The sequence below is a fragment of the Pseudomonas sp. NY15437 genome, assembly GCF_048068435.1.
Lineage (GTDB): Bacteria > Pseudomonadota > Gammaproteobacteria > Pseudomonadales > Pseudomonadaceae > Pseudomonas > Pseudomonas nitroreducens_B.
Genome location: NZ_JBLUQC010000019.1, coordinates 1 through 22,002, shown reverse-complemented (window position 1 = coordinate 22,002; position 22,002 = coordinate 1). Strand labels below are relative to the sequence as shown.

The following is a 22,002-nucleotide window of genomic DNA, read 5'->3' as shown; positions in this document are numbered from 1 at the left end:
CCTGTATACGGGAGCACCCAGATGTCCAAACTTGCGGAATTCCGCGAAGCCGAGCGCAAACTCCAGGAACAACTCGCTCTGCTTGAAAAACTCAAGAGCGATGGCGGCCTGAAAAAGGAACTGGAGTTCAAGGATCAACTGCAAGCCTTGATGGACCAGTACGGCATGAACCTGCGCAATGTCGTCGAGATTCTCGACCCGCAGACTTCCGCCGAGCCGGTTGCCGCGCAACAACCGCGTCGCACTCGCCAACTGAAGGTCTACAAGAATCCGCACAATGGCGAAACCATCGAAACCAAAGGCGGCAATCACAAGACCCTGAAAGCCTGGAAACAACAATACGGCGGCGACACCGTAGAATCCTGGCTGCAGTAATATCGAGGTACCGCGGAGCGCTCCCGCTCCGCGGTATACCTGCTCCACCCGGCAAGATCTGACCGACGGCTGTATAAAAACTAGCCATCGTTAGCGTAAATCCTTATAATCCACCCAGCGAACACCAAACCCAAGGTCGCCCCTCCCAGCACTCCCTACCTGATCCAGGGCAGAAGCTGGGCTCTACAGGGCCACGGCCAGCGCATCCTCCGCATCGATTCCAGAGCACGCCAACCGCGCCAGGAACATTTGCCCGAGCGATAACGCCTACGTCAGATCATCTGCCCGACCCAACGCCGCAGTCTGACGCGAACCGAACCTCAAGTTTTCAATCGCTGCCATATTCCGGTCATACGCTTTCTGCATCCTCAGATCGCACCCGGAGCTTTTGACGATTTCGACGGTCATAGGACCGTTACCTATTTGGAAAGACAAGACAATGAAAACCTCCCTGCAAATCCAGGAGGCGATTCGCACCCTCTCGGCGGCCTTCGCCCCTCTGAATTGCGTCATCCAGGCCAAGCGCAAGCATGGTTTCAGCTTCACCCTGGTGAACGAGCATGGCATCGCCAAGCACACCGAGCGCCTCTACCCCCAGCAGTACCAGGGCGAGGCGCCGCTGAACGCGGTGATCCAGCGAGTGCAAGCCACCATCGCTGCATGAGCCTGAAAACGAAAAAGCCCCGCCTGAGCGGGGCTTTTGCTTTTCTGCCTTCTATATAAAGGCAGCACCTCAGTTCAGGCTGATGCCTGCCTTCACCGACTCGATTTCTGCCATCAGCGCCGCGTAGCGCTGCGCCGGCGCCGCATAGGTCAGCGAATACGCCGCGCCATCACCCAGGGCCACCTGCAGCGTCTGCTTGAGCACCTCAGTGCCGTTCTGGCTGATGCCGCAATGCACCTCCAGACCGTCCAGCCCTCCCAGCCTGGTGGTCAGCGGCTTGCTGCATGCCGCTTGAAACCCCTGACGCATGAAATCCTTCTGCAACGCCTTGCGCATTTCGACGATGACATTCTCGACACTGACCGCCACGCCGGAAGCCAGTCGACTGCGCGTCACCTCCATCACCAGGTCCTGGGAGCCGTCCTGCGCCATGCGCACACCGCGCTGACGCACCACCGGCGCATCGACTGACGAATCTGCCGGCGACCGCGAGACTTCCCACCCCTGCGGCCAGATCACCTGCATTTCCGCCAACGCCGGCAGCGGCGCCAGCAACACACCAAGGAACAGCCAGGAACGCAGACCACCCATCATCACCTCCGAGCACAGACAACGACCACCATAGCAGGCGCGCCCGAATCACCCCACGAGAATCGACAACTCAGCAGCGCATCGCCGCCCCACACGATTTGGCGCGGCGATTTTTCGCTTTCACCGCCTGAGGCCCACCGAGAAACCCGGAGCCGGAGAAAACCCTCCCAGCGCCCGCACCCGGCAGGCAGAAGACAAGCGCAAGCACCATACTGAGGAGGACAGAGCACCCGATCGCAGGCTCAGTGAGGTCACATGAAGAAGCTCACAGCGTTGTTCCTGCTCATGACGCTTGCCAGCGGCGCCCAGGCTTCCGACTTCTGCACAGGCATAGGCCTCTTCGCACGCGCCGGCGCCCTGTATCGAAACGAAGGCAAAACCGAACAGCAGGCAATTGCCGCCGTCCACGAAGGAAGCGCCAAGCTCGATGCGGATACCCAGGTCGTCGTCAGGTATTTCGTGCGCTTCGGCTACCACGGCGATCAGACGCCCGATGAGGCGTATGCCAACGCCGAACAGAAATGCCGACAGTACGAAGCCTACAGCGAACGCAGGAATGCGATGAACTAGCAGCGCCCGGACAGCCCGCTCGCACCCCGCCAGCAACGCAACGACCGAGTCGCCACCGGATCGAGGAATAAAGGAACGACAGGGTGGGCAGGAAGAACGCAACGGCGCGATACGCGAACTACCTACACCGAGGGCGCCCGCAGAAAATACGCCAAAACAAAAAGGGCGACCCTTTCGGATCGCCCTTTTTGAAATCGCCGAAGCGATTATGTTTGGTAGGCACAATTGGACTCGAACCAACGACCCCCACCATGTCAAGGTGACTGCAAGACTAGCGTATCCCATTGATTCTAAATATTTTTCAGACCAAAAACACTCTCTGAAAAACGGTCAGTCCACCCTATAAGAATCAATAACTTAGCGTTGGATATTCCTACAGTAGTCGGCTCGACAGAGGTGATCAGGATTCCGAACGCGCCCCGCCTCGCCCGTTCTGGACAGCAAAAAAACCGATGACCTATTGATCGAGGTGGCGATCATAACCGAAAGGCGCACCTAGCCTTTGTGTCAGGAAAACTGGCGGAGCGCCGCTTTCTGGCTACCATGGAGTTGTAGCCGACGGATCGGCTTAGCCATGAATCTCCTTACAGTGAGCAGATGTCTTGAAGCCCCGCCTCCCCAGCGGGGCTTCTCGTTTTCCGGGCGTCCAGCGCGTTTACATTCAAAACTGTTTGTCCTCCTATCGATGCCCCCGTGAGCGCCCGCAGCACGATCTAAGCTGGTACCGCCATGAATTGATCGTCAATTTTGTGTCGTGATCTAATCTCAGGATGAGAGAGGAAAAGGGAGCAAGCGATGAATAAGCTGCCGGACGAATTCCTTAAAGAAGCGGCTTCGGCCTTCCTGTATTTTGTACCCTCCCTTAGAGATGAGATTGAAAGCCAAATTCCTGAAGGGACATCGTTAGAAGAGCGCCGCTCGATACAGGAACAAAAAGCATGGGCGGGGATTTGCTCCTCCGCGCAACGTGCAGGCCTCGAACCGGTCGATTTTGCCAAGCATCTTGTGCAACTCCGCAAATTGGAACGCCGCCGGACAGGCACTTGAACACTACTGGCAGGTCTGCATGGCCGCGAGCAACTGCACCTCGTAGCCCTTCCGCTGCTCAAGCTCTGCCAGCAGCGCCCGTACCTTGGTCTGCAAACTGTCACCCTTCTGCAGCGATGCCGTCGCCCAGATCGGTACCTCTACTGCTGGCGCCCGGCATGGGACCAGCACCGGCACCTCCACGCGCACCGTGCGCGGCTCAGGCTCGACCTGGCCGGCGCATCCCGCCAGCGCGACCACCAACACCAGAAGCCATTTCATAGCCCCAACTCCTTGTCGATCAGTGCCTCCGCCACGGCGGCCGGGTCGCCCTCAGCGCGCTCCTGTTGCAGGCGCTGGGCGGAGGCATAGTGCTGGCCGGCCTGCTGCTGGGCGGCGGCGACGGCCTGAGCTGCCTTGGCCTGCCGCTGCTCGGCCTGATTCGCCAACTCCCCGAGCTTGGTGCCCTGCTCCTTGGCCAGCTCTTCCAGGTTGCCGCGGGCGATTACACACTTGCCTTTGGCGTCGTTGGCTGCGTCGAGCTGCGGGCGGTAGTGGCCAGCAGCTAGCCACGCGCCCAGGCCCGCGCCGGCGGCGAGTAGCAGCGCGGCAGCCAGACCCACGGCGAGAAACTTCCAGCCGCCCATCACTTGACCACCTCCAGCGCCGCGGTGTAGTTCGCGGCCCACTTCTTCCGCAACTCGGCGCGCTGGGCTGGAGTGCCGCGATCGTAGGCCCCCGGCCGCCAGGTCCGGAGGTACAGGTCCCAGGCAGCGGATTCCTTACCCAGATCCGGCAAGCGGGCGGGATCGGTGTACAGCAGCAGGCGCGCCAGGCCGGCCGCCAGCACGTCGTCGCGCTCGATGGCGTTCCACACGTCCGGCGCTGCGGGCGCCACGCCGCGCACTGCGCACAAACCGGTGGCCAAGTCGCGGATGTCCTCCACGCGGTAACGCAGCAGGCCGGTGACCATGCCACCGCCCTGCTCCGCCTGCCAGAACGACTTCGCCGGGCCGTTGCCCATCTGGCGGCGGTGCTCGAAGCGCGACTCCTGCAGCCCGATGGCCAGCAGCATGACGACTGCCTCCGGGCTTTCCATCTTGGCAGGCAGCAGCAACAGCGCCGGGTCGATCATCGAGCGGCGCACGGTACGAAGGTCCATGGGTTTCTCCGGGCATGAAAAAGCCCGCGTATCGGCGGGCTGGGTTGGGTGCGACTTGCTACTCTTGAGCCCGCCAACTGGAGGGCTCGCGATGAAGGAACAACGCAAACTGACGGGGCTGCGCGCCCACGTAGAGGAACTACTGAGCGAGGGCTGGCGGATCACCGCGCGGGAACCGCTCGCTCTCCGGCGAGGGAAGGAGCGCCTTCACTATCGGCTCGGCATGCTGGTCAGTACATGACATGTGCAGCGTTGGACGCGGTACCACCGGCACCTGGAAGGCGGCAGCTAACGGCCAATAGCGGCCATTAACGGACGAGCGAGCTGAATGACCGATGACAGTTCAAACTTCTATGCCCGCTACAACTGAGTTAGTAGCAACCACACGATTGCGGCCTGCCTTCTTAGCCTGATACAACAATTTGTCGGCGCGAGCAAGAATCTGTATCGGATCAGCCTGGCCGTCCTCGGAGCAGGCTACGCCGAGAGATAGAGTGACTTGACCAGCAGGAGGGATGGGAGTGCTCTCCAACGAATGGCGCACGCGCTCGGCAACCTCTGCTGCGGCAACTAGGTCGGTTTGCGGGAGCAACAAGATGAACTCCTCTCCACCTATCCGGCACGCCAGGTCGTCGTCACGGCAGTTCTGCTTAAGTAGCCTCGCGAAGGCCTGCAAGACTTTGTCGCCGACTGCGTGCCCATGCATGTCATTGACCCGCTTAAAGTGATCAATGTCCATGCTTATTACCGCATAGCACTTCCCGCATAGGCGCCAATCCTCTAGCGCTCTCTCCATAACGCGGCGATTTCCGAGACCAGTGAGCGGATCGCTGTATGCTTGATGGTTGAGCTTGCCTATGCGCTCCTGCGTCAATATGGCAGCAATGATCATCGCTCGGCGAATTCTCCAAGCTTCGACATACCATGCTCGAACTTTGCGAATGCCCTCTTCGCTAGCTCTTTGCTCCGCATACTCAGCAAGTTGGCTAAGCGGCTGGCTTATGTGCGTTGCAGCCCACCACAACAGTATCAGGCCGAGCAAACTCATCGGGATGATGCCTACCACTACTCGCCACATCAGAGTACGAAGAGTGGTGAGGGGTACGCTTAGTGGCTGCTGTGAAATGACTCCCCAACCACTGTGAGGCACAGCCGCGTAACCGGCAAGCATATCCCTGCCTGTAGAACTGCGCACAGAAGCTGCGCCGCTTTCTCCACGCAGCACCGCATCAACCGCAGCGTTGCTTCCGACTTGTTCACCGATGCGGTTCGGGTCTGGGTGGAAGAGTAGCTGGCGTTTTTCATCAACGAGGTACACGTAGGACGAATCTTGGTGGAAATGCTTGCTAATGATCTCGTTGAGCGCATTGTCTTTATGCAAGTAAATCGTCCCACCTACTAGGCCAAGGTATTTTCCTTCTTGACTCCATATTGGCTGCGAGACGAACACGATCAGATTCCCCACCAGTGAACTAAACGCAGGGCTGATCATCGCCTTACGTTCTTCTAGCGGCTCTTTGGAGCGAAGGGTCTGTCCGTTCACGCTGAGCGAGGGGGGGAAGGAAGAAACGATGCGTCCTTGAGAGTCGGCAATGATCACGGTGTTAAAACTGTTGTCCTGTTCGGCCAGCCGGCGAGCTTCAGCACCTCGTTGGGCTTCGTGATCAAAATCTTCGCCAATGATCCGGGAGCTGTACTCCAAGCGGGCAAGATCATCTCCTAAACTCTGGCCAATAGTCAGCGCAACCTTCGCGGCGTAAGCGCGATTAAACTCCAGAGAATTGTGAACCAGCGTCTCCCGTTGGATCCGGTAGGTCGCATAGAGATCGTTCAACAGCGTTGCGAGGATCGCCAGTAGAGCAAATAGCAGAATCAGTGTGCGCAGATTGATTCTAGGTACGGGCCTGCACGGCATAAAGCAAACTCAAAGAAACGGAAAAGTTAGCGCATGGCTGGCCGCTAGTTCTCTGGCGTGGTTCGGCCCGACAGTGGCACTCTCCTTGAATAGACATTCCTATAGGCACATTTTACGCAGGGATATGATACCAAAAAGCCACCAGCCGACGAATGGCTCCAGGCTACGAATCGATCCCTTAATTTTGCTACAAGGCAAGCTGCCAAATTCGAGGGTTTGAAGGCAATTTCAGTCCCTCGCTTACGCTCAAAAAATTCGGTCGAGGTGCCTTTCAGAACGGCGTCAGACCCCGCCCGGCTTTGGCGGATAGAAAGCCGGGCCCCTTAGCACTTTACGCTTGGTGAACCTGAGCCCCGTGCCGCCATCCCCTATGTCGCGTAGGGGATGCCCAGATTTTCCACAGATCGTCCGATCACTATCGTTCGCCCCATTCGGACATTCTTTCGCGAGCGATACAGTGGTCACATATTGCATCTTCTGGGCGGGCATCGCCTTCAGTCTGGCCTGCGTCGGGCTCCACCAGAACTGGGTTGTCGCGGCCGGACTTGGTCTCACGGCGATGGCCGGTGCGCTTCTGCGCTCGCGCACCGTGGCGCAGCAGCCTGTCGCATATGCCGGTGTTTCGCTTGAGCAGGCTTGATGTCCGCTTTGGGTCGGTAGCTGCCTCTCGCCAAAGGCAGCAGACGGCCAGAGGCGGTTACTCCCGACCGGCTATTATGAGGTGGTAACCGCCTCTAGCGGCGGTGTTGATACCCCAGAAGATCGGATTCATTCGACGAGCATCTGACCGCTGAAAAAGCGAAGGGCCGGTCTATCGAACCGGCCCTTCGGATGAACAATTGCACTCGGCTAGAGCACGGCGCGACAGTGACAAAGAATATGGTCTCTGAGCGCACTCTCCGTGCTTCGAGACAAGGATGAGTGTCGCCAGGTCTGGATTGCTGGCAAGGCTTCACAGGTGATGGATCCAGTACTTAACTAGTGGTGCTCTTCGCCGGGAAATGCATGCACAGCGTTAGGAACTCCACTGTCCTCCTATCAGTTGGTCAACAGTGACACCCTTACCGTTCTTCGGGTACTGCAAATGTGGTCTCCACATATCGCCGGGCATGAATGACGGGCGTCGGGATAATCGGAGGATCCAGCAGCTCGCTTGCAAAACAGCGCAGGTGATTGGTCACCATGTCGTAACCTGAAAGATGAGTGAACCCAACCCCACCCGAGAAACGCGGGTTGATGTCCATGACTAAAGGCCAGCTGCCACCGACCAGGAACTCGATGTTAATGCAGCCATCAAGATCAAGCGCTGAGGCGATCTGAGCTGCAGCATCGATCAGCGCCGGTTCGTTCAGCATTTGCACTGTTACCCCAGCGCCGTTGGAGGTTCGCACCAGTTCCTGGCGCGCCATGGCGGCGGTTTGCCCGGTGCTGCGCTGCCGGACGATGTCGACGACGCACACATCGCCGTCGAGCAAAGGCTGGACCACGTAGGGTCGGCTCCTGAGCTTCTGGCGAAGGTAACTCAGGTCGTCCGCATCGAGGATGCGCGCCAGCCCCTCGCTGCTTCGTCCATCGCGCGGCTTGGCGTGTAGCGGGAATGGCAGCTGTTCCACGTCCGGATCGTCCATGCGCCAGGTGGGGATGGGGTGTACGACGGGGTGGTCCCGAAAAAACTCGTAGACGCGCCATTTGTCCCGGCTGATGCGGACGGTTTCCGGCGGTGCCATGCACAGGGTGATACCCCGCTCGGAAAACGCCTGCCGGTGCGGGTTGAAGGCATCGACCTCCAGATCGATCAACGGCAGCACATGGGTCACCTGCTCCAGCTGGCAGATCTCCAGCACCCGCGCGATATAGGCGGGAATCTCGCGGGCGGGTGGAACCTGGTGGAAGGCATCCAGCAGGACCGAGGCCGCACTCCACTCCCGTGCCAGGGTGTTGATACCGATCACCCTGGCCCGGGGCTCCCGGCGCAGCGATTGAATGACCGCTTCGGCGCAAAGCGAGCCTATGGCGGTGACCAGGTAGGTCGGCGGGCGACCCGAGCCAAGTTGACTGTCCAATTGAATACTCTGCCAGCAGTACGCCAATAAACAGGGCAGAACAACGGCGTCCTTCTTTTCACACCCTCATGTGGCTCCGCCTGAGCCTTCGCACTGCGGCTCAAAAGGAACCCGAGTTTTCCAGCCTGGCACTCCTGCCATCCTCAACCGCGCTGTACACGCAGACTGCGCGCGCAATCCTTAAAGGAACCTGAAGCGCACCGACACCGCCTCGGTCGCCACCCGGGGCCGGATTGGCCGGCCAGCCGGCAAGCCGCTGATTCAGTCCGCCGAGCCGGCGTACCGCCACTTCAGACTACGTTCAGATTCGCTGCTGATAATCCCCCTCATCGAACGACCCCGGGGGGATCATCCATGACCCAGCAAGAATGGAGCGCACTGTTTCCATTCCACTTTGGATCCGTCATCGAGCGGCAGGCTCGTCTGACCTTGCGCCGCGAGGGCGACTCCGACCGTGGGGAGCTTGAAGCCTTCATCCATGCGCGCTTCGAGTCCATCCACCACGCGGACGTCCACCACTTTCTACCGGAACTGATCGGCCTGCAGGACAGCCATGGACGGCTGATCGCCGCGGCCGGCATGCGTCCGGCCAGCCAGGGGGCGCTGTTTCTCGAACGTTACCTCGACGAGCCGCTGGAAGGCGTGGTGTCGCGTCTTGCCGGCCGCGCTGTGGCGCGTGATCAGTTGGTCGAGGTAGGCAACCTTGCTGCCCTGAGTGCTGGCAGTGCGCGCGTAATCATCACTGCCGTGACCTGGCTGCTGGCTGCGCGCGACCTGCAGTGGGTCGCCTTTACCGGCGCCTCCACCCTGGTCAACAGCTTCCACCGATTGGGATTGGAACCAACCGTCATCGCCGAAGCAGATCCGCGTCGTCTGAATGGCGAACTGGCCAGCTGGGGCAGCTATTACGCGCAGCATCCACTGGTCTACGCAGGAAACATCGGTTACGGCCATGAAGAACTGGAGCGCACGGGTGTGTACAAGCGCATGGGTTTCCCGATGCTGCTGCAGGAGGCCGGCCATGCCGCATGAACTGAATGCCTTTCGTGAGGTGCTGCAGGCGCACGCCACGGAGCATGCGTCGAAAGTGGCTGTACGCGGACTCACGGGCAACGTCACCTATGCCCAGCTTCTGGCTGAAGTTGAACGTCGCGAAGCCTGGCTGCGAGAGCAACCCGAAGGGCCGTTTGCCCTCGCATTGGAGAACGGCCCCGAAGCGCTCTTCTGGGATCTGGCCGCAATTTTCTCTGAGCGCCCCTGTGTCATCCTCCCGCCCTTTTTTAGTGCCGCACAGCGCCTGCATTGTTTGATGCAGACCCAGGCGACACTGGCCGTTGCCAACGACGCCTTCGCGGAAGATTTGCAAGCAGCCGGTTTTACACCAGGCAAGCGCTTCTGGGAGCGGCCGGCCGTTGTCGACGCCGATCTACCGGCAGGCACTGCCAAGATCACCTACACCTCCGGTAGTACCGGGTCGCCCAAGGGCGTATGCCTGAGCGCCTCTTCACTGCTGTGCGTCGCACAGGAGCTCGAAGCGGCGAGCCGTCCCACCGAGCCCTCGAAGTACCTCGCAGTGCTTCCGCTGGCCGTCCTGCTGGAGAACCTCGGCATTTATGCTGCCCTACTGGCGGGAGCCGGCATCACGCTCTATCCGCAAGCGCAGATGGGTATCGGTGGCGCCAGTCAGGTCGACTGGAAACGCTTCCTCGGCACCATTGCACTCAGCGGCGCCGAGAGCCTGATTCTGGTACCGCAACTCCTGCTTGGCCTGGTCACCGCCATCGAACGCGGCATGATGAAAGTCGGCCCCCTGCGATTCGTCGCAGTAGGTGGTGCCAAAGTCGCGAGCAGCTTGCTGGAGCGCGCCGAAGCAGTGGGGCTTCCGGTCTTCGAAGGCTACGGGCTCTCCGAATGCGCCTCCGTGGTTTGCCTGAACCGCCCTGGTAATCAGCATCCAGGCAGCGTGGGCCGCCCTCTGCCGCACGTCCAGGTGCGTATCGCTGATGACGGGGAAGTGCTGGTTCGCGGTTCTACTCTGCTGGGCTACTTGGGCGAACCTTCTTTCGACGGGGAATGGTGGCCAACCGGCGATCTCGGCCATTTCGACGCTGCTGGATTCCTCTACCTGGCGGGCCGCAAGAAGAACCAGTTCATCACCAGTTTCGGTCGCAACGTGAATCCCGAGTGGATCGAGGCCGAGCTTTCCCAGACAGGTGTAATCCTCCAGGCCTTCGTTCACGGCGAGGGGCTGCCGCGCAACTTCGCATTGCTCTGGCCCATCGACCCAAGCATCAGCGACGAAGTCATCGAGCAGGCCGTGCAGCAATGCAACGCCGGATTACCCGATTACGCACGGGTTCATGCCTGGAGACGCCTACCCAGCCCCTTTAGCAGTGCTGACGGAACCCTTACCAGTAACGGCCGGCCGCGCCGCGAGGAAATCCTCCGTCGCCACCAGCCCCTCATCACTGAACTCTCGCAACCCTGAGGCCTGCCATGAACTTCTTCGACTCTCTCCAATCAGCCACTAATCAGGAGCGCCAGGCGCTGTTCAGCGTCCCTGTCATTCGCGACGCCCTGGGTGGCGTTGTCAGCCTGGAGGGTTACATCGCCTTCCTCACCCAGGCCTATCACCACGTTCGCCATACCGTGCCGCTGATGATGGCGTGCGGTGCTCGTCTGCCCAGCCGGCTTGAATGGCTGCGCGGCGCGGTCTGCGAGTACATCGAGGAGGAATACGGCCACGAGCAGTGGATCCTCAGCGACATCGCAGCCTGCGGCGGCGACCTGGAGCAGGTGCGCAACAGCCGTCCCAGCCTGCCGATCGAGCTGATGGTGGCGTTCCTCTACGACCTGATCGCCCGGGACAATCCCGTCGGGCTGTTCGGCATGGTCAATGTCCTCGAGGGCACCAGCATCGCCCTCGCCACGCAGGCCGCCGGCAGCATCCAGCAGGGGCTGCGCCTGCCGCCGAACGCGTTCAGCTACCTGAGCTCCCATGGCGCGCTGGACCAGGACCACATGGCGACCTATCGCGGGTTGATGAACCGTCTGGATCGCCCGGAAGACCAGGAGGCGGTGATTCATTCCGCCAAGGTCGTCTACCAACTCTATACCGAGATGTTCCGCGGCCTGCCGCGAGCCCACCAGGCCGAGGTGCAGCATGCGCTTGCCTGAGTCATTTGTGGTGTTGACCGGCGCCAGCGGCGGCATCGGCCTGGAGCTGGCCAGCCAGTTCTGCGCAGGCGGCGCGCGGGTGCTGGCGGTCAGCAGGCAGATAGGTGGCCTGGCGGCACTCATGAAGCGCTACCCCGAACAGCTTCGCTGGCAGTGTGCCGACCTCCGGACCCGCAGTGGGCGGCAGGACGTGGTCACCGCCGCCGGGGCCATGGGTGGTGTGAACGTGCTGATCAACGCCGCAGGCGTGAACCGCTTCGCCCTGCTGGAGCAGATCGACGAGGACACCCTGGACGACCTGCTGGATCTCAACATCAAGGCCCCGCTGCAACTGACTCGCCTGTTGCTGCCGTTGCTACGCGAGCAGCCCCATGCGCTGGTGGTGAACGTCGGCTCCATCTACGGCTCCATCGGCTATCCGGGGTACGCCACCTACAGCGCCAGCAAGTTCGCCCTGCGCGGATTCTCCGAAGCGCTTCGGCGGGAATTGGCCGACACCACGGTCGACGTGCTCTACGCCGCCCCGCGCGCCACCCGCACCGCGATGAACACCTCCGCCGCCAACGCGCTCAACCAGGCGCTGAAGGTGGGCATGGATGACCCGGTCGACGTCGCGCGGGCCGTGCTCGCGGCCGTGCAGAGCCAGCGCAGCGAGTTGTACCTGGGCTGGCCGGAAAAACTCTTCGTGCGCCTCAACGGCATGCTGCCCGGCCTGGTCGACCGCGCGTTGCGCAAGCAGCTCCCATTGATCCGCCGTTACAGCGATGCCAACGCCAAGGAGCACAGCAAATGAAACGCCTGATACTCGCCAGCCTCATTGCCTTCTCTCCGCTTACCTGGGCACTCGATCAGGCCGGCAGCCAGCACCTCGGCGCGATCCAGCAGCGCTGGGCGCAGATCCAGTACCGGTTGCCCGAGGCACAGCGCGCGGCCGCCTTCGAAAAGCTGGCGAGCGACGCGGAGGCCTTCACACGCGAGCAGCCCCAGGCCGCGGAAGCCTGGATCTGGAGCGGCATCGTCACCAGCAGTTGGGCCGGCGCCACCGGTGGGCTGGGTGCGCTGGGCAAGGTGAAGGCCGCCCGCGCAAGCCTGGAGAAGGCCCTGGCGCTCGATCCGAGCGCACTTCAGGGCTCGGCCTATACCAGCCTCGGGGCACTGTATGACCGGGTACCGGGCTGGCCGATCGGGTTCGGCGATTCGGACAAGGCCGACGGCCTGCTGCGCAAGGCGCTGCAATTGAACCCCGACGGTATCGACAGCAATTACTTCTGGGGGGACCACCTCTATCGCCAGGGGCATTACGCCGAGGCGCGCGCTGCCTTGCAGAAGGCGCTCCAGGCACCGCCACGGCCCGGGCGCGAAATGGCCGATCAGGGTCGCCGCGGCGAAATCGATGCTTTACTCAAGACCATCAAGGACAAGCAGGACTGAGCATGCGGCTGCTGGTGGTCGAAGACGATCCCGCTCTGGGAGAAGGTATCTGCACCGGATTGCGCCAGGAGGGCTACACCATCGACTGGCTGCAGGATGGCGCAAGCGCATGGCACGCCTTGCAGCAGGAGACCTTCGATCTGGTCGTACTGGACCTTGGGCTTCCCCGCCTGGACGGCATCGAGGTGCTGCGGCGGCTGCGCGCGGCGGGCGATGCGGTGCCCGTTCTGATTCTCACCGCGCGGGATGCCACCGATGACCGCATCGCCGGCCTGGATGCCGGCGCCGACGATTACCTGGTCAAGCCGTTCGACCTCAACGAACTGAAGGCTCGCCTGCGGGCCCTGCTGCGCCGCAGCGCCGGGCGCGCCAAGGTGGTGATCGAACACGCCGGGGTGACCCTCGACCCGACTACCCGGCAGGTCAGCTACCAGGGGCATCCCGTCATCCTGACGCCCAAAGAGTATCGCCTGCTCCATGAACTGCTCTCCCAGCCCGGCAAGGTCTTCACGCGCGAGCGCCTGACCCAGCTTCTCTACGGGTGGGATGAAGAACCCGAGAGCAACACGCTGGAAGTGAACGTCTACCACCTGCGCAAGAAGCTCTTCAACGACCTGATCCGCACCGTCCGCGGCATCGGCTACCTGGTGGAAGGCAAGGCATGAGTTCGCTGCGCCAGCGCACGCTCTGGCGGGTCATGCTGCTGTTGCTGGTCGGCACCAGCCTGCTCGCGCTCTACAACTACCACGACAGCAGCCACGAGATCGACGAGATCTACGACGCGCACCTGGCGCAGAACGCCCGGCTCCTGCAGGGCGTGATGAGCATGCCGCTGGACGACAGGGATCGCCATGCACTGTATCTCGCGTTCAACGACGCGCTGAACCAGGCGGGCAAGGATCGGGGCGGCCACCCCTACGAGAGCAAACTCGCCTTCCAGGTCTGGCGCATCAACGGCGAAGTGCTGGTGCACACGGCCAGCGCCCCGAGCTTCACCCGCCCGATCAGCGAGCCGGGCTTCTCCAATATCCAGGTTGGCGAGCAGCAATGGCGCAGCTTCGTGCTTCCGGTGCCGGAGCGGCAGCTGGTGATCTGGGTCGGTGAGCGCAACGACGTGCGCGACGACCTCATCGGCCGTATCGTTCGCCACACCCTGTTTCCCTTCCTGATCGGCAGCCTTGCGCTGGCGTTACTGGTGTGGCTGGCCATCGGCTGGGGGCTGCAACCGCTGCAGAACATGACGCGGGTCATCCGCGCGCGGCATGCCGAGTCGCTGGAGCCGCTGCAACTGGTACCGCTGCCTCGGGAGCTGGAACCCATGCAGGCAGCGCTCAACCGCCTGCTGGGACAGATCGACGAACTGCTGCGCCGGGAGCACCGCTTCATCGCCGACGCCGCCCACGAGATGCGCACGCCCCTGGCGATCCTCCGCCTGCATGCGCAGAACGCCCTGGAAGCAAAGAGCGCCGCCGAGCGCGACAAGGCCCTGGGGTTCCTGGTGGGCGGCGTCGACCGCCTGAGCCGGGTCGTCAACCAGTTGCTGACCATGGCGCGCATCGAGCCGCGCCTCGGGCAGCGCCATTGGCAGGCGGTCGATCTGGCCGCGGTCGCCACGCAAACCCTGGCGGAAATGACGCCCTGGATCCTCGACCAGGGCCTGGAGCCCTCGCTGGACATCGCCGAGGGCAGCTACTGGCTGCAAAGCGACGCGAGCGCTTTGGGGATTGCCCTGCAGAACCTGGTCGCGAACGCAGTAAATCACTCGCCAACTGGTGGTCGAGTCAATGTCACGCTGCGCCGTGAAGGTAATGGGATTGTACTCAACGTAGAAGACCAGGGGCCTGGCATCGACCAAGAAGACCTGGAGCGTGTCTTCGAACGCTTCTTCAGCAAAGGTTCCCAAAACGGCGCCGGACTGGGCCTGTCCATTGTGGCGATGATCATGGAGCGACTTGGAGGCAGTGTGCAGTTGAGCAATCTCTCTACCGGCGGGCTTCGCGCAACGCTGAGGATCGTGCCTACGACCTGAACATTTAAGTCCGCCATTCGGTTGCAGCGTCTCGCTAGGGCAGCTACCGGCCAATTGCAGCCATTCGCGGATGACCCAAATCGGCCAGAAGGGGACTGCAATATCAGTGTTGCATTAACCATGCGTCCTATTTACTCAGTGGGGGAGCGCTAGGGCGTCTCTAACAACAGTCATGAGCGCCGTGAGATCAAATGGCTTGTCGAGAATGAGGTAGGCCGGGAAATCCCGACTCCAGGAGCCGCCAGACATGATGATGATGGGGATGTCTGGGGAGCGATCTGCAACCTTACGCGCTAAATCCAGACCGTCGATCTCACCAGGCATTAAGACGTCAGTGAGCAAAAGGGCCAGTTGACCAGGGTTAGCATTGATCCAATCGAGACCATTGTCGGCGTTTCCAAGAACGACTGCGGGAATGCCGTAATTTTCCATCGCCAAGCCAAGAACTCTGGCCAAGGTTGGATCATCGTCAAGGATCAGTACGAACGAGGCACAGTTAGCGGGCGGACCTCGGAGCGTTTCCATGCCAGTTCTCCTGTACGTGTACCGGTGGAAAGCGCTGCCGCGCCTAAGTTCACATTCTTAGTCCGGTCAGCCTCTCCCCGCATACAGGATAAACATGGCAACGACTGCTTTGGGTCGGTAGCGGCCTCAAACTCGCGATGGCATAGCAGGATGCGCTCTCTCGTTGTGAGACTCTATCCCCCGAATAATGCAGGTTTAGGAATCGATGATCCCAACCGCGGAGAGGCCCAATCAATGAACTGCCGCACCCTCGCCGACAACAACCGAGCGTGTGGATACACCATCTGAATAGGAATATCAGGAAGCTCAAATGTCTGAAGCAACCGCACCAGCCGGCCGTTGGCCAACTCGTCGGCGACTTGGTAATGCAGCAACCGGCTGATACCGACACCTTGCTGGCAGGCCAAACTGGCGACCTGAACCTGATTAGTGGTCATGCGCGCAGGAACAGCCCGAGGCACAACATTGCCATGCTCCAGGAATTGCCACTGCTTGCCTATGGGGGCAAGGGCAATGCAGGCATGATCCAGCAGGTCCGTCGGCTGCTGGGGCGTGCCATTGGCACACAAGTATTCCGGGCTTGCGCAATGTACATAGCGGGTATACCCCAACGACGTCATTACCAGAGAAGAGTCCGGCAACTGCCCGATGCGAATCGCCAGCTCTATGCCCTCCTCCAGCAAGTCGACCAAGCGATCGAGCAAGATTAGCTCCACCTGGATAGAGGGGTGCAAAGCCAGGAATTCGTTGACCAGTGGCGCAACGTACCGGCGCCCGAACTCCACTGGTGCAGTGATGCGCAACAGTCCCCCCGGGCTCTTGCGCCGAGCATCAAAGCCATGTTCGACCTCATCGAATTCCGCCAATATCCTTCGGCTCCAGGCGACGAATTCAGCCCCTTCGTCGGTCAAGGCCAGTCGCCGGGTATTACGATTGAGTAACCGCGCACCAAGGTGTTTTTCCAGCGCCGCAAGTGTCCGGACCACTGAGGCCGTGGACTGTCCGGAGATGTTCGCCGCAGCACTGAGGCTACCGCTGTCCACAATCCGCACCAAAGTTGCCATAGCTTTCAATCGGTCCAACGTCAGGCCTCGTCTGTGCAGCAACTGCAATAGTGTTGTCAGCTTACAGGCATTGGTAAAACAGCGGTCAATGGACACACTGGGCGCATCCAAAGTGTGTGTGGTCTACCGCCATGAATTTCGATGTTTCAACCAGCGCCCGCAACCCGACACCTATCCTAGCGTGTGATCACATCAATATTCGCGTCGGTAACCGCAGCCGAGCCGTTGCGATGTACGAGTCGCAGTGGTTCGTCGAAAGCATGCGGTTCAGCAACTACGAAGCGAATGAGCAGCTTATCCCCAGCGACGCACTTATAAACCCGAACTTCAACTGTGCCGTTGGGTCAGCGCCCACAATGTGCTGCTGGATGCGCCCATCAAACTTCCCGGTATCGCCGAGTCGGCCTGCGTTGTGGAAAACCTTGAGTCACTGTAGCGCTGTGCGTCGCAAAAAGGCATCACCACCATCGGACGGCCAAAGCGGATCGGGTCACGTCGCGTTGTGTCGTTCATACATGCACCCGACGGCAACGTCTTAGAATTCCACAGCCATTTGCCTATAACAAGGAAACGCCATGAAGCTCTATGACCTGGAACTTTCCGGTAATTGCTATAAGGTCCGCCTGTTCGCACACTTGGCGAACTTGGAACTGGAAATCATCTCAGTGGACTTTCTAGGGGGTGAGCACAAGCGAGCACCGCTAATCGACCTCAACCCCTGGGGTGAGTTGCCTATCTTGGTAGATGGCCAGCAGGTGCTACGCGATTCACAGGCAATCCTGTTGTATCTAGCTGGCACCTATGGTGGTGCGGCATGGTGGCCGGTAGAACCCCAGCGACAAGCGGAAATCATGCAATGGCTTTCGACGGCGGCCAACGAGATCCAGAACGGTCCATGCGCTGCACGGCTCATAGACAAGTTCGGCTACCGTATCGACAAGAGCGATGCCCTCGCCCGGGCTGAACGCATCCTGCCACTGCTGGAGGCGCACCTGGCGAAACACGACTGGCTGGCGCTTTCCCGCCCGACCATCGCCGATTGCGCGGTGTTTCCCTATGTTGCGCTGGCGCCAGAAGGGGGTATCGACCTTGAGCCCTACCCACACATTGTGCATTGGATCGACAGGATCAAGCAGTTGCCTGGATTCGTGCCAATGCCGGGAATCTAACGAGACACACCAGAGCGGCTGATCGGCCAGCGCAATGTGTCGCAGATCCCCAGTAAGGCGGTAGTCAGCAAGGGCAAGCTCAATCTGTTGGTGTTGGCGGAAGAGCAGCGGCGATTTCGCCTCGTAGAGATGCGTCTGGGCCAGGAAAACGATGGGCTGGCAGGCAATCATAAGGCCATGCGCACCAAATCTGCCGCTGGAGATCGACACGAACTCAGCTTGCATAGGCCAGCCTCATGAACCGTCAGCGATAGGACAAACACCCGTCGACGCATCATTCCAGTTTTTAACTTGGGGACGATCCAATCAGCCTTTAACACTTAATACGCATAAGGCCGGACACAAGCACCCAATGTTGCAATAAAGCCATCTGTCTCAGTGCGATACGGATCTGCTGCTCAGAGTGAGACAGCGAGACTTCGCGACTTCGCGAAACGCCCCAACATCCCCAGCATCTAGACAATAACTTATTAATGTAAAAGGAAAACAGGAAAAAACAAAAAACATGGCACGACCAGTGCAATACCGCAATGCATTCGGATCTCCCCTGAACTCGAGGGCAGAAACAGCACCAATGTTAATAAAAACAATACAGGTGATTACATGACAAACAGCGGTAAAAATTGCATTACCAACTCCCCAAAACCGTACAAGACCGAACTAGTAAATACACTTTCCCTTGCAATCATGCTGGGGCTGTCGGTGAGCCTCTCCCCCATGGCTAAGGCAGTCGATGTTGATGCTGGCGACTACACTGCGCTGCCTGAAGGCACCAACCTTGGTCTGCTTTACTACCAGCACGCTGAGCGCAACACGGTCTACTCCGATGGCCACAAGGTGCCAATCAACGCCCGCCTGGACTCGGACGTCGGCATTTTGCGGGGCGTCCACTTCATGAAGCTCGGCGATTACATTGTCGATCCACAGTTCCTCTTACCCTTCGGTCATCTTCAGGCAAAGGATGATACCAAGGACCTGGGCAGCGATAGTGGCACCGGTGATTTGATCCTCGCCGCCACAATCTGGCTGCTGAACGATCCGGCCAATCGCCGTTTCTTCGGCATCACGCCTTTCCTCTATGTGCCCACCGGTAGTTACGACAAAGATCGGGCTGTGAACCTTGGTGAGAATCGGTGGAAGTTAGCTCTCCAAGCCGGCTATATCACCGGCCTAACCGACAAGCTCACCCTGGATTTGGTTGGAGATGTGACCTTCTTTGGGCACAACAATGATTTCGGCCCTGCGAGCCAGACTCAAAAGCAGTCCGAGCTGTACCAAGGACAAGTTTTCCTGCGCTACAACTTCACCGAACGCTTCGACGTTCGCGCCGGCTACTCGAAACTATGGGGCGGGGAAAGTGAGGTTGCCGGTGTCCACCTTAATGATGAGCCCGAGACCAGCAAATTCACCGTCGGCGCCTCCTATTTCGTTACTGACGGCACCCAGCTAATGGTTAATTACGGGCGGGATTTGTCCGTGGAGAACGGTTTCAAGGAAGACAACCGTGTCAACCTGCGACTCATGCAGATCTTCTGACCCTCGCCGTCCGGTCACCTGATTCACGTTGGGTGAGCGAAATACTCCGCCTATAACAAGCAAACCAAGGAGACCTGCGTAAATGACCAAGACGCAGCCCGTATCCCGTTGCCGTACCCGCCTTGCTACCGCCCTGCTCATTGCCCTATTGGCGCCTATATCTTACGCCGCCCCCGTCGACCAGGCCGCCATTATTGCCAGCGAACAAGATGGTAGCGAATGGCTCAGTCACGGCCGTACCTATGACGAACAGCGCTTCAGCCCGCTAAAGCAGATCACTAGCTACAACGTTGGTAAGCTCGGTCTAGCTTGGTACATCGATCTCGACAACCACCGTGGACTGGAATCGACTCCTTTGTTCTCTGATGGTGTGCTCTACGCTTCGCTGTCTTGGAGCCGCGCTTTTGCCGTCGATGTATCGACGGGAAAGGTCCTTTGGACCTTCGACCCTCAGATAGACCGGGGGAAGGCGCGCGATGCCTGCTGTGATGCAGTGAATCGTGGTGTCGCTTTATGGAACGGAAAAGTCTACATCGGCACACTGGATGGCCGCTTGATCGCTATTGATGCCAAGACCGGCAAGCAAGTCTGGAGCCAGCAGACCACCGACAATAGCAAGCCCTACACCATCACCGGCGCCCCGCGCGTCGTGAAGGGCAAGGTCATTATCGGCAATGGTGGAGCCGAATACGGCGTGCGCGGTTACTTCTCCGCTTACGACGCTGAGTCCGGCAAACTGGTATGGCGTTTCTATACGGTACCAGGAGACCCAGCCAAGCCCTTTGAGAACCCTGAGCTGGCCGAGGCAGCCAAGACATGGAAGGGCGACCAGTACTGGAAAGGCGGTGCTGGTGGCACCGCATGGGGCAGCATGGCTTACGATCCAGAGTTGGACCTGCTCTATGTCGGTACTGGCAACGGCTCACCTTGGAACCGCGAGCTGCGCAGCCCTGGCGGCGGCGATAACCTTTATCTTTCGTCGATCCTCGCTGTTCACCCGGATAGCGGAAAACTGGCGTGGCACTACCAAGTCACTCCTGGCGATTCCTGGGACTTCACTGCGACTCAGCAGCTTACTCTGGCCAGCTTGGAAATCGATGGCAGGTCACGCAAGGTCATCATGCAGGCGCCGAAGAACGGATTCTTCTACGTACTTGACCGTGAGACGGGCAAGCTTCTGTCTGCCGAGAAATTTGGCAAGGTGACCTGGGCCGAGCGCATCGACTTAGCCACGGGCCGCCCGGTAGAAGCACCTGGCGTGCGTTACGAGAAAAAGCCCATCGTAATGTGGCCCAGTCCCTTCGGCGCCCACAATTGGCACTCGATGTCATATAACCCACAGACAGGGCTAGTCTACATCCCCTACCAGGAACTCCCGGGTGTCTATCGCAATGAGGGCAAAGACTTCCAACGTCGCAAGGGTTTCAACACCGGTGCCGCCTTCTCTGATACCACCGAAATCCCCCGCGAGGCGGTATCCGGCGCTCTGCTTGCCTGGGACCCGGTGAAGCAGAAGGAAGCCTGGCGCGTACCCTATCCCCACTACTGGAATGGAGGCACCCTGAGCACGGCCGGCAACTTGGTATTTCAAGGTACTGCAGCCGGCAACCTGATGGCTTACTCGGCTGACAAAGGTGAGAAACTCTGGTCATTTTCGGCCCAGACCGGAATCGTCGCGGCCCCTATTACCTACAGCTACAAGCGTGAACAGTATGTTGCGATCATGGCCGGCTGGGGCGGTGTTGCCCCTCTGATTGGTGGCGATGCGGCGAAGGCGCCGGGGGTCGGCAACGTCAGCCGCCTGCTGGTGTTCAAGCTGGACGGAAAAGCCACGCTCCCGCCTTTGCCGGAGAAGGCGGTTGCTACAACTCCCCGCACTCCGAAACCCGTCGTCGCGAGTGCCGCCGACTTGGCAACCGGTCAGCAGTTGTACGGCAGTTACTGCTCCGTGTGCCACGGCGTTGGGGCGATGAGTGGAGGTCTGGTGCCTGACTTGCGCAAGACCGACGACTCACGCCGCAGCATGTTCCAGCAAATCGTTCGTGAAGGCGTACTGCGCCCCCTGGGCATGCCCTCCTTTGGTGATTCCTTGTCTGCAGAAGACGTGGAGAAGATCAAGCTTTATGTCATGAGCCGCGAATATGTGGACTACACCAAGGAGCAACAACCGACTGCGGTGAAAGCCTCCCCGTAGCTGGGCCTGGTCAGATTAAACGGGGTTGACCTTCCGAGGCGTTACCAAATCAGCGCCGCAGAAGATTTCTTAAATTCACTCAGCGAAAGAACAAGAGAGAGGACAGCACTATGTGGACTAAACCCAGCTTCATCGACTTGCGTCTTGGTTTCGAAGTGACCCTGTACTTCGCTAACCGCTGATTCTCCATGCGGCGCTTTTCCACGCCTCCACTAGCGCCGTTTCGGCCCTGATTTTCAGGGCCTTTTTTTCTCATGGCTAGCGCAGGGCTCCCAACATGCACATCCGAATTCTCGGGTCGGCCGCCGGTGGCGGCTTTCCCCAGTGGAACTGCAATTGCCGCAACTGCCGGGGCGTGCGCGACGGCAGCGTGATCGCGCAGCCACGCACCCAGTCGTCGATCGCGCTGTCCGACGACGGCGCGAACTGGATTCTCTGCAACGCCTCCCCGGACATCCGCGCCCAGCTGGCGTCCTTCCCGGCGCTGCAGCCGGCGCGGCGCCTGCGTGAT

At 60.0% G+C, this 22,002-nt stretch carries 24 protein-coding genes, 1 tRNA gene and 1 pseudogene; 17 read left to right on the top strand and 9 right to left on the bottom strand.

Going from position 1 to position 22,002, the window contains the following annotated elements:
- The first annotated feature begins 21 nt into the window (after window positions 1-21).
- Together ACNFIA_RS28820 and ACNFIA_RS28815 are read left to right on the top strand one after the other, a co-directional pair.
- Window positions 22-375 (top strand): histone-like nucleoid-structuring protein, MvaT/MvaU family, encoded by a 354-nt coding sequence (locus tag ACNFIA_RS28820; protein WP_259753997.1) that lies wholly within the window; start codon window positions 22-24, stop codon window positions 373-375.
- Window positions 376-814: 439 nt separating this feature from the next.
- Window positions 815-1,039, top strand: coding sequence for a hypothetical protein (locus ACNFIA_RS28815; RefSeq protein ID WP_259753995.1), 225 nt, complete (start codon window positions 815-817; stop codon window positions 1,037-1,039).
- A 69-nt stretch (window positions 1,040-1,108) separates the two neighbouring features.
- Here the strand turns inward: ACNFIA_RS28815 and ACNFIA_RS28810 are convergent, their stop codons facing one another.
- The gene (locus ACNFIA_RS28810) at window positions 1,109-1,630 is read right to left on the bottom strand and encodes a DUF4946 domain-containing protein (protein WP_416790453.1); all 522 of its coding nucleotides are present in this window, start codon (window positions 1,628-1,630) and stop codon (window positions 1,109-1,111) included.
- A gap of 255 nt (window positions 1,631-1,885) precedes the next feature.
- Between ACNFIA_RS28810 and ACNFIA_RS28805 the strand changes: the two genes are divergently transcribed.
- Window positions 1,886-2,200 carry a hypothetical protein gene (locus tag ACNFIA_RS28805; RefSeq protein WP_259753993.1) on the top strand — a complete coding sequence of 105 codons (315 nt, stop codon included), beginning with the start codon at window positions 1,886-1,888 and terminating at the stop codon, window positions 2,198-2,200.
- Window positions 2,201-2,413: 213 nt separating this feature from the next.
- Here the strand turns inward: ACNFIA_RS28805 and ACNFIA_RS28800 are convergent.
- Window positions 2,414-2,483, bottom strand: a tRNA-Ser gene (locus ACNFIA_RS28800).
- 512 nt (window positions 2,484-2,995) lie between these two features.
- Here ACNFIA_RS28800 and ACNFIA_RS28795 point away from each other — a divergent pair.
- A complete protein-coding gene (locus ACNFIA_RS28795; protein WP_416790452.1) occupies window positions 2,996-3,247 on the top strand; it encodes a hypothetical protein in 252 nt (83 codons plus the stop codon).
- Between the two features lie 3 nt (window positions 3,248-3,250).
- Here the strand turns inward: ACNFIA_RS28795 and ACNFIA_RS28790 are convergent, their stop codons facing one another.
- From ACNFIA_RS28790 to ACNFIA_RS28780, 3 genes are read right to left on the bottom strand one after another with little or no spacing between them, the layout of a single operon-like run.
- On the bottom strand, window positions 3,251-3,508 hold the full coding sequence (locus ACNFIA_RS28790) for a hypothetical protein (protein WP_416790451.1): 258 nt from the start codon (window positions 3,506-3,508) through the stop codon (window positions 3,251-3,253).
- Complete coding sequence (locus tag ACNFIA_RS28785) at window positions 3,505-3,873, bottom strand: hypothetical protein (protein ID WP_416790450.1); 369 nt, start codon at window positions 3,871-3,873, stop codon at window positions 3,505-3,507. The genes ACNFIA_RS28790 and ACNFIA_RS28785 overlap by 4 nt, the downstream gene beginning before the upstream one ends.
- Window positions 3,873-4,388 (bottom strand): hypothetical protein, encoded by a 516-nt coding sequence (locus ACNFIA_RS28780; RefSeq protein ID WP_416790449.1) that lies wholly within the window; start codon window positions 4,386-4,388, stop codon window positions 3,873-3,875. The genes ACNFIA_RS28785 and ACNFIA_RS28780 overlap by 1 nt, the downstream gene beginning before the upstream one ends.
- A gap of 91 nt (window positions 4,389-4,479) precedes the next feature.
- Here ACNFIA_RS28780 and ACNFIA_RS28775 point away from each other — a divergent pair, with 91 nt between their 5' ends.
- Window positions 4,480-4,629, top strand: coding sequence for a hypothetical protein (locus tag ACNFIA_RS28775; protein ID WP_416790447.1), 150 nt, complete (start codon window positions 4,480-4,482; stop codon window positions 4,627-4,629).
- Window positions 4,630-4,731: 102 nt separating this feature from the next.
- On the opposite strand, the gene ACNFIA_RS28770 is transcribed toward ACNFIA_RS28775, so the two are convergent.
- Together ACNFIA_RS28770 and ACNFIA_RS28765 are read right to left on the bottom strand one after the other, a co-directional pair.
- Window positions 4,732-6,222 carry a diguanylate cyclase gene (locus ACNFIA_RS28770; protein WP_416790446.1) on the bottom strand — a complete coding sequence of 497 codons (1,491 nt, stop codon included), beginning with the start codon at window positions 6,220-6,222 and terminating at the stop codon, window positions 4,732-4,734.
- 1,142 nt (window positions 6,223-7,364) lie between these two features.
- Entirely contained in the window at window positions 7,365-8,366 is a 1,002-nt protein-coding gene (locus ACNFIA_RS28765) for an ATP-grasp domain-containing protein (protein ID WP_416790445.1), read from the bottom strand.
- Between the two features lie 354 nt (window positions 8,367-8,720).
- Between ACNFIA_RS28765 and ACNFIA_RS28760 the strand changes: the two genes are divergently transcribed.
- The 7 genes from ACNFIA_RS28760 to ACNFIA_RS28730 are packed head-to-tail and all read left to right on the top strand — an operon-like array spanning window position 8,721 to window position 15,003.
- Entirely contained in the window at window positions 8,721-9,398 is a 678-nt protein-coding gene (locus ACNFIA_RS28760; RefSeq protein ID WP_416790444.1) for a thermostable hemolysin, read from the top strand.
- Window positions 9,388-10,854 carry an AMP-binding protein gene (locus ACNFIA_RS28755; protein WP_416790442.1) on the top strand — a complete coding sequence of 489 codons (1,467 nt, stop codon included), beginning with the start codon at window positions 9,388-9,390 and terminating at the stop codon, window positions 10,852-10,854. Before ACNFIA_RS28760 ends, ACNFIA_RS28755 begins: the two co-directional genes overlap by 11 nt.
- Window positions 10,855-10,862: 8 nt before the next feature.
- Window positions 10,863-11,543, top strand: a complete 681-nt coding sequence (locus ACNFIA_RS28750; protein WP_416790441.1) for a TenA family transcriptional regulator — start codon at window positions 10,863-10,865, stop codon at window positions 11,541-11,543.
- Window positions 11,530-12,336 carry an SDR family oxidoreductase gene (locus tag ACNFIA_RS28745; RefSeq protein ID WP_416790438.1) on the top strand — a complete coding sequence of 269 codons (807 nt, stop codon included), beginning with the start codon at window positions 11,530-11,532 and terminating at the stop codon, window positions 12,334-12,336. The genes ACNFIA_RS28750 and ACNFIA_RS28745 overlap by 14 nt, the downstream gene beginning before the upstream one ends.
- Window positions 12,333-12,974: a tetratricopeptide repeat protein gene (locus ACNFIA_RS28740; RefSeq protein ID WP_416790437.1), complete on the top strand. Its 642-nt coding sequence runs from the start codon at window positions 12,333-12,335 to the stop codon at window positions 12,972-12,974. Before ACNFIA_RS28745 ends, ACNFIA_RS28740 begins: the two co-directional genes overlap by 4 nt.
- Window positions 12,975-12,976: 2 nt before the next feature.
- The gene (locus ACNFIA_RS28735) at window positions 12,977-13,639 is read left to right on the top strand and encodes a response regulator transcription factor (RefSeq protein ID WP_259754919.1); all 663 of its coding nucleotides are present in this window, start codon (window positions 12,977-12,979) and stop codon (window positions 13,637-13,639) included.
- A complete protein-coding gene (locus ACNFIA_RS28730) occupies window positions 13,636-15,003 on the top strand; it encodes an ATP-binding protein (RefSeq protein WP_416790436.1) in 1,368 nt (455 codons plus the stop codon). The genes ACNFIA_RS28735 and ACNFIA_RS28730 overlap by 4 nt, the downstream gene beginning before the upstream one ends.
- Window positions 15,004-15,138: 135 nt before the next feature.
- Here the strand turns inward: ACNFIA_RS28730 and ACNFIA_RS28725 are convergent, their stop codons facing one another.
- Complete coding sequence (locus ACNFIA_RS28725; RefSeq protein ID WP_416790434.1) at window positions 15,139-15,528, bottom strand: response regulator; 390 nt, start codon at window positions 15,526-15,528, stop codon at window positions 15,139-15,141.
- Between the two features lie 173 nt (window positions 15,529-15,701).
- Window positions 15,702-16,610 carry a LysR family transcriptional regulator gene (locus ACNFIA_RS28720; protein ID WP_416790533.1) on the bottom strand — a complete coding sequence of 303 codons (909 nt, stop codon included), beginning with the start codon at window positions 16,608-16,610 and terminating at the stop codon, window positions 15,702-15,704.
- A gap of 557 nt (window positions 16,611-17,167) precedes the next feature.
- Here ACNFIA_RS28720 and ACNFIA_RS28715 point away from each other — a divergent pair.
- The 5 genes and pseudogenes from ACNFIA_RS28715 to ACNFIA_RS28695 all read left to right on the top strand — a co-directional run.
- Entirely contained in the window at window positions 17,168-17,761 is a 594-nt protein-coding gene (locus ACNFIA_RS28715) for a glutathione S-transferase family protein (RefSeq protein WP_416790432.1), read from the top strand.
- Between the two features lie 603 nt (window positions 17,762-18,364).
- Window positions 18,365-19,297, top strand: a complete 933-nt coding sequence (locus ACNFIA_RS28710) for a transporter (RefSeq protein WP_416790430.1) — start codon at window positions 18,365-18,367, stop codon at window positions 19,295-19,297.
- Between the two features lie 82 nt (window positions 19,298-19,379).
- Window positions 19,380-21,491: a PQQ-dependent dehydrogenase, methanol/ethanol family gene (locus tag ACNFIA_RS28705; protein WP_416790428.1), complete on the top strand. Its 2,112-nt coding sequence runs from the start codon at window positions 19,380-19,382 to the stop codon at window positions 21,489-21,491.
- A 110-nt stretch (window positions 21,492-21,601) separates the two neighbouring features.
- Complete coding sequence (gene pqqA / locus ACNFIA_RS28700) at window positions 21,602-21,673, top strand: pyrroloquinoline quinone precursor peptide PqqA (RefSeq protein WP_124174561.1); 72 nt, start codon at window positions 21,602-21,604, stop codon at window positions 21,671-21,673.
- A gap of 95 nt (window positions 21,674-21,768) precedes the next feature.
- Window positions 21,769-22,002: pseudogene (locus tag ACNFIA_RS28695) on the top strand (pyrroloquinoline quinone biosynthesis protein B); the annotation flags it as partial.